This window comes from Azonexus sp. (assembly GCF_036170495.1).
GTDB lineage: Bacteria > Pseudomonadota > Gammaproteobacteria > Burkholderiales > Rhodocyclaceae > Azonexus.
Window position 1 is genome coordinate 2,436 of record NZ_JAVHPH010000305.1, and the last position, 10,888, is coordinate 13,323.

General features: G+C 60.2%; 10 protein-coding genes. 4 read left to right on the top strand and 6 right to left on the bottom strand.

Annotated features, from left to right (window positions below; genetic code table 11):
• The 3 genes from ADADOO_RS11215 to pabB form a co-directional block, all read left to right on the top strand.
• Nucleotides 1–464, top strand: a 464-nt coding sequence (locus ADADOO_RS11215) for a tetratricopeptide repeat protein (RefSeq protein ID WP_511277595.1), incomplete at its 5' end; no start/stop codon positions are given.
• A 39-nt stretch (nucleotides 465–503) separates the two neighbouring features.
• On the top strand, nucleotides 504–731 hold the full coding sequence (locus tag ADADOO_RS11220; protein WP_511277596.1) for a sulfurtransferase TusA family protein: 228 nt from the start codon (nucleotides 504–506) through the stop codon (nucleotides 729–731).
• Between the two features lie 122 nt (nucleotides 732–853).
• Nucleotides 854–2,479, top strand: coding sequence for an aminodeoxychorismate synthase component I (gene pabB / locus ADADOO_RS11225; protein WP_511277597.1), 1,626 nt, complete (start codon nucleotides 854–856; stop codon nucleotides 2,477–2,479).
• 47 nt (nucleotides 2,480–2,526) lie between these two features.
• Here the strand turns inward: pabB and ADADOO_RS11230 are convergent, their stop codons facing one another.
• Genes ADADOO_RS11230 through ADADOO_RS11255 form a run of 6 tightly spaced genes read right to left on the bottom strand, consistent with a single transcriptional unit; the run spans nucleotide 2,527 to nucleotide 9,805 of the window.
• Nucleotides 2,527–3,006, bottom strand: coding sequence for a hypothetical protein (locus ADADOO_RS11230; RefSeq protein ID WP_511277598.1), 480 nt, complete (start codon nucleotides 3,004–3,006; stop codon nucleotides 2,527–2,529).
• A gap of 11 nt (nucleotides 3,007–3,017) precedes the next feature.
• Nucleotides 3,018–5,852 (bottom strand): valine--tRNA ligase, encoded by a 2,835-nt coding sequence (locus ADADOO_RS11235; RefSeq protein ID WP_511277599.1) that lies wholly within the window; start codon nucleotides 5,850–5,852, stop codon nucleotides 3,018–3,020.
• 59 nt (nucleotides 5,853–5,911) lie between these two features.
• Nucleotides 5,912–7,456 carry a glycosyltransferase family 39 protein gene (locus ADADOO_RS11240; RefSeq protein ID WP_511277600.1) on the bottom strand — a complete coding sequence of 515 codons (1,545 nt, stop codon included), beginning with the start codon at nucleotides 7,454–7,456 and terminating at the stop codon, nucleotides 5,912–5,914.
• 43 nt (nucleotides 7,457–7,499) lie between these two features.
• The gene (locus ADADOO_RS11245; RefSeq protein ID WP_511277601.1) at nucleotides 7,500–7,880 is read right to left on the bottom strand and encodes a hypothetical protein; all 381 of its coding nucleotides are present in this window, start codon (nucleotides 7,878–7,880) and stop codon (nucleotides 7,500–7,502) included.
• A gap of 9 nt (nucleotides 7,881–7,889) precedes the next feature.
• Nucleotides 7,890–8,312: a DNA polymerase III subunit chi gene (locus ADADOO_RS11250; RefSeq protein WP_511277602.1), complete on the bottom strand. Its 423-nt coding sequence runs from the start codon at nucleotides 8,310–8,312 to the stop codon at nucleotides 7,890–7,892.
• Complete coding sequence (locus ADADOO_RS11255; RefSeq protein ID WP_511277603.1) at nucleotides 8,309–9,805, bottom strand: leucyl aminopeptidase; 1,497 nt, start codon at nucleotides 9,803–9,805, stop codon at nucleotides 8,309–8,311. The genes ADADOO_RS11250 and ADADOO_RS11255 overlap by 4 nt, the downstream gene beginning before the upstream one ends.
• A 71-nt stretch (nucleotides 9,806–9,876) precedes the next feature.
• On the opposite strand from ADADOO_RS11255, the gene lptF reads away from it, so the two are divergent.
• A partial coding sequence (gene lptF, locus ADADOO_RS11260; protein WP_511277604.1) for an LPS export ABC transporter permease LptF occupies nucleotides 9,877–10,888 on the top strand: 1,012 nt, incomplete at its 3' end.

The following is a 10,888-nucleotide window of genomic DNA, read 5'->3' on the forward strand; positions in this document are numbered from 1 at the left end:
GCCGCCTCAAGGTTTCGGCCCCGATGCTCGAACATTTGCGGGCCGATATCCGGATTGGTCAGGGCGATGCGGCGGGCGGGCTGACGGTCTATCGCGATGCGATGCTGCGTTTCCCGCTCAATCTGGGTTTGCTTTACGGCTATGGTGGGGCCTTGCTCGGCACGCGGCGCTACGATGAGGCGCTGCGTTTTGCCGAGGCGCAGCTGGGCAGCTATCCGAACGACGTCCGCTTGCACAAGATGCGCGCTGAAAGTTACGCCGGGCTGGGCCGGCAGGCGATGCAGCACCGGGCGCTGGCCGAGGTTTTTTCCTTGCAGGGGCAGACGGCGGGGGCGATTGAGCAATTGCAGCAGGCGCAGAAGGCCGGCGATGCCAATTTTTTCGAGATGTCTTCGATCGATGCCCGTTTGCGTGAAATGAAGCAGCGGTTGAGCGATGAACTCAAGGAAAAGCGGAATTGGTAGAGGTAAAATAACGCTTCCAATCCATTAAGCCAAAAAACCATGGAATTTGATCGCGATCTCGACGTCAAGGGGCTGAACTGCCCGCTGCCTATCCTGCGCACCAAGAAAACGCTGGCCGAAATGGAGTCCGGCAAGGTTTTGCGCGTGCTGGCGACCGATCCCGGTTCCTTGAAGGATTTTCCGGCTTTTGCCAAGCAGACCGGCAACGAACTGCTTGAGCAAAAAGAAGAAAATCGCGTTTTCGAGTTTTACCTGAAGCGCAAATAAGCCCTCATTTCACCGCATTTTTCGAAGACAGGCGGGCGCCGGCTGGCGAACCCGCCGCTTGGCGTTTCGCCGGGCTGATCGAATGCCTTGAGGCCAGCGATGCGGCATCGCTGGACGCCGTCTTGCAGACCCTGCAGGATGATCCGCAGTGGACGGTCGCGGCGCTCGACTACGAGCTGGGCTATCTGCTTGAGCCCAAGTCGGCGCCAGTTGGCTGGATACCTGGCGGGCGGGCGCTGGCCCGGTTCTGGCGGTTTGCGCAGCGGATTTCGTTATCCGCAGAAGAGGCCGCGGCCTGGTTAGCGCAGTCTGGCCATGGCGTGGCCGGCATCGGCGGCTTGCGGCCGGCGATTGATGAAGAAATCTACGTTGCTACGGTCAACCGGATAAAACGGTTGATTTTTGAAGGTGACTGTTATCAGGTCAATTTCACTTTCCCGCTCGACTTTGAATGGTTTGGTTCGCCGCTGGCGCTGTATGCCCGATTGCGCGAGCAGCAGCCCGTTCGCTACGGCGGTTTTGTCGGCGATGCCCGGCACGGCTTGCTGTCGCTGTCGCCTGAGCTGTTTCTCGAACGCCACGGTGACCGCTTGCTGACCAAGCCGATGAAAGGCACGGCGCCCCGCAGCGCGCCGCCCGAGCAACTGCGCAATTCCGCAAAAGACCGGGCGGAGAACCTGATGATTGTCGACCTGCTGCGCAACGACCTTGGTCGCGTCGCGGAGCAGGGCAGCGTGGTGGTCGACCGGCTGTTCGACATCGAGGATTACCCGACGCTCTGGCAGATGGTGTCGGAGGTTTCGGCCAAGGTTGGCGGGCGGCGTTTCGGTGAAATCCTGCGCGCCCTGTTTCCCTGCGGTTCGATTACCGGCGCGCCGAAGATCCGGGCGATGCAGATCGCGGCCGAACTGGAAAATGCCGAGCGCGGCATCTATACGGGTGCGCTGGGCTGGCTGGCGCCGGACGGCGATTTTCGCCTCAACGTGGCGATTCGCACGCTGGAATTGGGGGCCGGTGGCCGCGGCAAGCTGGGGGTGGGTAGCGGCATCGTCGCTGACTCACAGCCGGCTGCCGAGTGGCAGGAATGCCTGCTCAAGTCCCGTTTCCTGCGCGACTGCGATCCCGGCCTGTTATTGATCGAAACGCTGCGCCGGGAAGATGGGCGCTATCCGTATTTGGCCGGGCATCTCGAACGCTTGCGCCGGTCGGCGGCATGGCTGGGGTTTGTCTATGATGAAACGCGGGTTATTGAATGGCTCGCTGGGCAGCCCGTCGCCGGCACCTGGCGGGTGCGGCTGACCCTGGCGAAGGATGGCGGCGTCGATGTCCAGGCCTTCCCGCTAGGTGTCGAACCGAGCGGAACGCGCCACGCCGTGCTGGCCGCCGCGACTATCGAATCAGGCTATCCGCTGCGTCGCCACAAAACGACTGACCGGGCGCAGTACGACGCGGCACTCAAGGCGGTGGACGGCGATCCGCAGCTCTTCGACGTGGTTTTTTTGAATGAACGTGGCGAGGTGGCCGAAGGCGCGCGCAGCACTGTTTTTGTCGAGCGCGATGGCGTCCTGCTGACCCCGCCGCTGGCCAGCGGGGCGTTGCCCGGCGTGCTGCGGGCGGCAATGCTGGCCAATGGGCAGGCGCGCGAGGCGGTGCTCTATCCGGCCGATCTGGCCGATGGGTTCTGGCTGGGAAACGCCCTCAGGGGGCTGGTACGGGTAGCGCTACGGTCAACCGGAAAAATTGCCTGAATTTCAAATTTGGCCGTTTTTTCCGGTTGACCGTGGGAATGCTTCAATCAGCCCCGCAAGCGGCGCAGATAAAGGCCGAGCATCGAGAAAAGCGCAGCGGCAACGCCGTAATAAAAGGCTTTGGGGACATCGACGTCCTGGTAATCAAGCAGGATCGGCACATCGTTTTCGACCGTGTAACGGATCGTCGTTTGGAAGTGCCAGGACGAAGCCTTGACCTCGAAAACGCTGTTTTCAATCTTCCACTTGAGCCAGTTGTGTTCTTCCTGGATGTCACCGGCCGGTTCCGTCGGCGTCAGCGAGGTGTAAAGACCTTTTGCCTTGGCGTCGGCCAGATCCTTGTAGGCGAAGCCGCAGGGTTCCTTGTTGGCGCAGATGGCGACGAGGCGGAATTCAGGCTTCCAGACATCGGTCTTGTCCTTCGGCCACGAGATCATGAAAGCGACGCTCCAGGCGCCTACCAGCGCCGAAAAAATCATCAGCGCGATGAATATCTTGGAGAGCAGGCCGCGTTTGTCTTGAGACATGTAAATCCTTTTTAGTTACCCAACTTGGCAAGCTGAGGCTTGAGTTGTTGCAGCGTCGCCGTGAAATCGGCCACCCGCTGCTTTTCCTGATCGATCACCGCGGCCGGCGCGCGGGCGACGAAACCTTCGTTGGCGAGCTTGCCCTGGGCAATCGAAATCTGCTTTTCGAGCTTCTCGATTTCCTTGGCCAGACGCACGCGTTCGGCGGCTACGTCGATTTCTACCTTGAGCATCAGGCGGGTTTCACCGACCACGGCCACCGGCGCCATAGCGTCGGCCGGCATGTCGGAAACGATTTGTACCTCGGAGAGCTTACCCAGAGCTTGCAGGATGGCCGCGAACTCGGAAATTTCAGCGCCGTCACCGGCCACCAGCAGCGGCATGCGCAGGGCCGGCGAGACGTTCATCTCGCCACGCAGGTTGCGGGTCGCATAGGCCAGAGCCTTGAGGCGCTCAACCTTGGCTTCCGAAGCCGGATCGAGCTTGTACTCCTCGGCGCGCGGGTAGGCGGCAAGCATGATCGAGTCGTGCGTCTTGCGGCCGGCGATGGGCGCCACGGTCTGCCACAGCTCTTCGGTGATGAACGGGATGAGCGGGTGAGCCAGGCGCAGCACGGCTTCAAGGGTGCGCACCAGCGTCCGGCGGGCACCGCGCTGCTGGGCGTCGTTGCCGGTCTGGATCTCGACCTTGGCGATTTCCAGATACCAGTCGCAGAACTCGTCCCAGATGAATTTGTAGATGGCCTGGGCGACGAGGTCGAAACGGTAGTCGGTGAAGTGCTGCTCGACTTCCTTCTCGACGCGTTGCAACTGGCTGACGATCCAGCGGTCGGCAAACGAAAATTCGAGCGGGGCGGAACCGCCGCAGGCCGGGCCGTTCTGCTGGTGTTCGAGGGCCAGGTCGTGACCTTCGACGTTCATGAGTACGAAGCGCGTGGCGTTCCACAGCTTGTTGCAGAAATTGCGGTAGCCGTCGCAGCGGTTGAGGTCGAACTTGATGTCGCGGCCGGGCGAGGCGAGCGAGGCGAAGGTGAAGCGCAGGGCGTCGGTGCCGAAGGAGGCGATGCCTTCCGGGAACTCCTTCTTCGTCTTTTTGGCGATGCTTTCGGCTTGCTTCGGATTCATCAGGCCGGTCGTGCGCTTTTCGATCAGCGCCTCGAGGCCGATGCCGTCGATGAGGTCGATCGGGTCGAGCACATTGCCCTTCGACTTCGACATCTTCTGGCCTTCGCTGTCGCGGATCAGGCCATGCACGTAAACATGCTTGAACGGGATCTGGCCGGTGATCTGCTTGGTCATCATGACCATGCGGGCGACCCAGAAGAAGATGATGTCGAAACCGGTGACCAGTACGGTCGACGGCAAATATTGCTGCAAAATCGGATTGGCGGCGTCGATGGCCTCGTCGCCCGTCCAGTCCAGCGTCGAGAACGGCCACAGGGCGGACGAGAACCAGGTGTCGAGGACATCCTCGTCGCGGCTCAGGGCGCCGGTGTAGCCCTGTTTGGCCGCTTCGGCCTTGGCTTCGGCCTCGTTGTGGGCAACGAAGACCTGGCCGTCGTCGCCGTACCAGGCCGGAATCTGGTGGCCCCACCACAGCTGGCGGGAAATACACCAGTCCTGGATGTTGTTGAGCCACTGGTTGTAGGTATTGACCCAGTTTTCCGGGTAGAACTTGATTTCGCCGGAATGGACGACGTCGAGTGCCTTCTCGGTGATCGACTTGCCGTCGTCACCCGGCTTCGACATGGCGACGAACCACTGGTCGGTGAGCATCGGCTCGATCACGACATTGGTCCGGTCGCCGCGCGGTACCTTGAGCTTGTGCTTGTCGGTCTTTTCGAGAATGCCGAGGGCTTCGAGGTCGGCGACGACGGCCTTGCGGGCGTCGAAACGGTCGAGGCCTCGGTATTTTTCCGGGGCGTTGTCGTTGATCTTGGCATCCAGCGTCAGGATCGAAATCATCGGCAGGCCGTGGCGTTGGCCGACGGCATAGTCGTTGAAGTCATGCGCCGGCGTGACCTTGACGCAGCCCGTGCCGAATTCGAGATCGACGTAGCTGTCGGCGATGATCGGGATTTCTCTATCGGTCAGCGGCAATTTCACCATCTTGCCGATCATGTGCTTGTAGCGTTCGTCTTCCGGATGAACCATGACGGCCGTGTCGCCGAGCATGGTTTCCGGCCGCGTGGTGGCGACGACCAGGCTATCCGAGCCATCGGCCAGCGGATAGCGGATGTGCCACATGAAGCCGTCTTCTTCTTCCTGGACGACTTCGAGGTCGGAGACGGCGGTATTCAGCTTCGGGTCCCAGTTAACCAGGCGCTTGCCGCGGTAAATCAACCCTTCCTTGAACAGGCGGACGAAGGTTTCGGTGACGACCTTATTGAGGCCGGCATCCATCGTGAAGCGCTCGCGCTTCCAGTCCGGGCTGGTGCCCATGCGGCGCATCTGTTTGGTGATGGTGTTGCCGGAGTATTCCTTCCATTCCCAGACCTTTTCCAGGAATTTCTCGCGGCCGAGGTCGTGGCGGGAAATGCCCTGCGCGTCCAGTTGCCGCTCGACGACGATCTGCGTCGCGATGCCGGCGTGGTCGGTGCCCGGCTGCCACAGCGTGTTGTGGCCACGCATCCGGTAATAGCGGGTCAGCGCGTCCATCAGCGTCTGGTTGAAGCCGTGGCCCATGTGCAGCGTGCCGGTGACGTTGGGCGGCGGCAGCAGGATGCAGAAGTTTTCGTCAGCGGCCTTGCTACGGTCAACGCCGGCAGCGAAGTAATTTTGCGCTTCCCACTCGGGGTACCAGCGGCGTTCAATGTCGGCGGGTTCGAAGGCTTTGGCGAGTTCCATGGGCTTGTCGGAAAAGGGGGAAACCCGCAATTATACCCGCGATTGGTAGCTGGCCTGGCCTACTGCTTCGGTGTCTCCATGATCGCCGTACCCCAGCTCGATGTCCGGTAGCCGAGTGGTTTCCACAGGTGCTTCCAGGGCAACTGGACGATTTCCGGCGGTACCAGGGTGTGCGCGGCGGCAGTGATATTGCGCAAGTCGGCTGGCATCTCGGCGTTCTTGGTTGAGGCGGGCCAGACAACGGCGATTTTTTTATCGTCACCAGGCGGCGGGGGCAGGCCGGGCATGACGACGCGGGAGTCAGGGAAAAAGCGGCGGAGATTACCGCCAACATGTGGATCGTTGACGATGATCGTTCCCCGGTCGAATCCCTGCTCGCGCAGCTTGTCGGCGAGTTCGGCATAGGGTACGGCCCAGCGGCAACGCGAGCAGAAAGGCTCATAGACGAACAGGTTGCCGCTGCGCACGGCATAGGCAGTAATCGTGAAAGCGAGCAGGACGGCCATGAAAACTTGTACCCGGCGCGGCGTCGGGTTGGTTTCGCGCGCCTTTTCGGTCAGCCAGGGGATGGCGATGACGAGCATCGGCAGAATGCTGTGCACCGCGTAGTTCGCGCGCGAATAGAGCACGCCGTTGAAGAGGACGAGTCCGCACAGTTCGATGAGCAGAATGTGGAGCAGAAACAGTTTCGGATCGAAGGTGAGCGGATCGGTCAAGCGCAGCCGGGATTGCCGGAAAATGGCCCGGAAGATGGTTGGAAAGACCATCGGCAGGACAACGATGTAGGGTGCCAGGACGAGCAGCGGGAACGTAAAAGCATCGCGCAGGCCACCGGCTATGCCGGCCAATGAATGGGCGGGTATTTCGGGGAACAGGTCGGTTCCTAGCGCAATTAGCCGCTGCGGGTCGGCGGCCAGCCAGAGAGCGTAGGGCGTCACGATCAGCAAGGTGACCGGCAGCGCCGCCAGCATCGGCAGCGAGAAAACCGTTTTCCGCACGGACGGTTGTAGCCAGGCGGCGAGCAGCGTGGCGAACAGGGCAAAGGGGTAAATGTGCTCGGTCAGCAGGCCCAGCCCGATCAGCGTGGCTAACAGCAGGTAATTGCCACGACTCGGGCGGTCAAGCAGCCGGAAAATCGCCCAGACGGTAGCGACGGCCAGCGCCATGGCACCGACGCGATGGGTAAAACCTTCGTGAAATCGCCAGAAAATCTGGTAGACCGTAGCCATCGATTCGACGGCGATGAACGCCCACAGGGCGCTTTGCGTGAGTTTTCGGGTGATTTGAAAAAGGCAGCCGGCCATGCCGACGAGCAGGGCGTACTTGAGGAACAGGAAGCTTGGCAGGCCGCTGCCGAATGCTTGCTGCACGAGCCACAGGGCCCAGTCGTAAAGCGGACCGTGCTGGGCGTTGTAGCCCGCTGCGAGGGTCTGGGCCAGCAGGTTGTCGAGCGGGTCGTCTTCGCCGAGATTGCCCGATGAAAACAGACGGGTCAGCGCGTGAATCGTGGTGTAGATGGCGACAACGACGATGACCCCGGGTAGCGTGAAAGGAAAGCGGGGTGCTGCCGTCGGGGCCGGACTGGATGAATTGCTCGGGTTCATGGGGATTCTGGGTGAAGGCCTGCAGGCCGCGATCGTGTGCTGGCTAACTGTTCTCGATCTTTTCTTGCTCGATCAGAAATTCCCTGATCGTTGAACTGATAATGTCGGGCAGAGCGGCCTTGATACGGTCCTCAATGCGGCTGGTGAGTTCGTGAATTAACTCGTCGCGTAAGCCCGAAGCGTCGATGGCAGACGGGGTCTCCTGCGCTGCCGGCAGTGAAATTTCAGCAACAGGTTTGACGGTAGTTTCGATCGGCGCCGGAAAGTCTTCCATTTCCAGCTCAGGCTCGATGTCGGTGAGAACCGGAATGTCACCGAATTGATCGATGCTGTCGGTTAGTACCGGAATGTCGTCAAACTCGTGGTCACTCTGGCGCCGGCGCTGCATCAGGGCATCGGCGCGGGCGATGATGGGACTGGGCACGCGGCTTCCTTAGCGGTCGCTGAGATCGAAGTAGCGGACTTCGTAACCACGATCCTTGTAGAACTTGACGCGCTCTCTGGCGGCAGTGCGGTCGTTCTCTTCCTGACCAACAACTTCGATCAGGTTTTCAAAACGCGAAAAACCGGGCGGGACTTCCGGGCTCAAGTTCATCAGGCGTTCGTCCTGCGCGATGCTGTCCAGCTTGTCGGTGATCAGGATAGGTGTTTCGGCGGCGAGCGGTGAATCGGCCCGACAATGCGGCACGAAACTGAGCGCGGAATGCGTCCATAACATGCGGTCTACGCCGCTGGCGACGGAACTATCGACGGCGTAGACCAGCATTGGCTTTTTCTTGGTGTAGGCCCCACTCAGCAAAGCACAGGCGGCGGCGATCTTGTCCGCCGCGCCGTGATAGAAAAAAACCTGCGTCAATTGAGCTTGCCTGCGCGCTGCAGCAGGTAGTGCGTCAACAAGGGCACTGGCCGCCCCGTGGCACCCTTGTTGGCGCCGGATTTCCAGGCTGTGCCGGCGATGTCGAGGTGCGCCCAGTCGAATTTCTTGGTGAAACGCGACAGGAAACAGGCGGCCGTAACGGCCCCGCCCCAGCGACCGCCAATATTGGCCATGTCGGCAAACGGACTTTTCAGCAGCTCCTGGTAGTCGTCCCACAGCGGCATGTGCCAGGCGCGATCATGGGCTTCGTCGCCGGCATCGAGCAGTTCGCGGGCCAGGGCGTCCTTGTTGGCGAACAGGCCGGTGGCGACGCCACCCAGGGCGACGACGCAGGCGCCGGTGAGCGTGGCGACATCGATCACCGTGTCCGGTTCGAAACGCTCGGCATAGGTCAGCGCATCGCAGAGGATCAGGCGGCCTTCGGCATCGGTGTTGAGGATTTCGATGGTCTGGCCGGACATCGACGTGACGATGTCACCAGGTCGCGTTGCTTTGCCATCCGGCATGTTTTCGGTGGCCGGGACGATGACCGTCAGATTGATCGGCAAAGCCATTTTCGCAACGGCGTGCAGGGTACCGAGGACACTGGCGGCGCCGCACATGTCGTATTTCATTTCGTCCATTTCAGCACCGGGTTTCAGCGAAATGCCGCCGGTATCGAAAGTGACGCCCTTGCCAACGAGTACGATCGGTTTTTCAGCCGCCTTGGCGCCCTTGTAACTGAGAACAATCAGCTTGGGCGGCTGATGCGAGCCATGGGCAACGGCGAGCAGGGAATGCATGCCCAGTTTTTCCATGTCGGCGCGATCAAGAATTTCGCAGCCGAGCTTGAACTCCTTGGCGATGGCTTGGGCCTGCTCGGCTAGGTAGGTCGGGTGGCAGATGTTGGGTGGCAAGTTACCCAGATCCTTGGCTATCGCTACGCCTTCGGCGATAGACCGCCCCTGGTTCAGCGCTTCCTCGGCAGATGCGAGCTCATTTCGTCTTTCAACGCTGAAGGTCAGCTTGCGCAATGGGCGCCGAACATCTTCCTTCTTGCTCTTGAATTGCTCGAATTTGTAGGTCGAATCCAGCGCAGCCAGCGTTGCCTGGCGAATCCGCCAGTCAACGCTGCGTTTCTTGACGGGGAGTTCAGTCAGGAAGATCGATGCATCAAAAGCCCCCGTTTCGTTGAGCACTTTGACGGTTGTGCTGATGGCGCTGGCAAATTCCTTCTCGCGAAAGTCCTTTTCCTTGCCGAGGCCGACGAGCAGGACGCGGTCGCATAGCGTGCCCGGTACGTTGTGCAGCAACAGCGTGCTGCCAGACTTGCCTTCCATGTCGCCACGCCGGACGATATCGGCAATGTAGCTGCCGGATGCCTTGTCGAGCAGTTCGGCTGGAAGGGTCAGTTTTCTCGATTCAAACACGCCGACAACGACGCAGGCGCTGCGCTGTTTCTCCGGGCTGCCACTTTTTATGCTAAATTCCACAAGCTGCTCCTGATCAGGGAAATATCAGTTTCCGAGGGATTATCCTCGTATTTTTTCGGTTTCGTCAAAGCATGATATTCGAACGTGCCGCCCGGCGCGAATTTGCTCAGGCAGCTGCCGGCATTAGTGTTGCCCTGCTGGCGATCCTGGCTTCCATACTGTTGATCCGCCTCCTCAAAGAGGCCGTCGGTGGGCGCATTGTGCCCGAGGCGGTTGCCTCGCTGCTCGGCTTCGCTTTATTGAATTTCATGCCGCTGGTGCTGAGTTTGATGCTTTTTGTCTCGATTCTGCTCAGCTTGACGCGGGCTTACCGTGATTCCGAAATGGTTGTCTGGTTCTCCTGCGGTTTGCCGCTGACGGCCTGGCTACGGCCTGTGCTCAAATTTGCCCTGCCTTTTGTCCTGGTCATCGCCGCATTGGCCGGATTTCTCTCGCCGTGGGCCAATTTCAATACCGCCCAGTACCGGCAAGTCCTGTCGGCGCGTAGTGATGTTTCGCAGGTCTCTCCGGGGGTTTTCCAGGAGTCCAGGGCGGGGAAGCGCGTTTTCTTTGTCGAAGCGCTGGATGAGGGAGCGGCGCTACTCGGAAATATCTTTGTGGCAAGTTTTCAAGACGGAAAACTGGGGGTGGTCGTCTCGGATCAGGGTTATCAAGAATTTGCAGAAAATGGTGACCGCTTTGTCGTTCTGGAAAAAGGGCGCCGCTACGAAGTCGAACCGGGCTCTCCCGAGTTTCGGGTGATGGAATTCGAGCGGTATCGGGTGCGTACTGAGGATGGTGAAGCCAAGCCTACAGAGCCTTTGCCCAATCGGTTATCGATGCCCGATCTCCTCAAGGACGATAGCAACAAGGCCCGTGGAGAACTGCTTTGGCGTATCGGGATACCTGTTTCAGCGCTCATTCTGGCTTTGCTGGCTATTCCCCTTTCCTATGTCAATCCGCGTGCTGGCCGCTCGGCTAACATGCTGATCGCAGTCCTTATCTATGCCATTTACAGCAACCTGTTATGGGTTGCCCAGGCATGGGTCGCTCAGGGCAAGCTGTCTTTCTGGATCGGCGTTTGGGCCATCCATGCCGTTATGC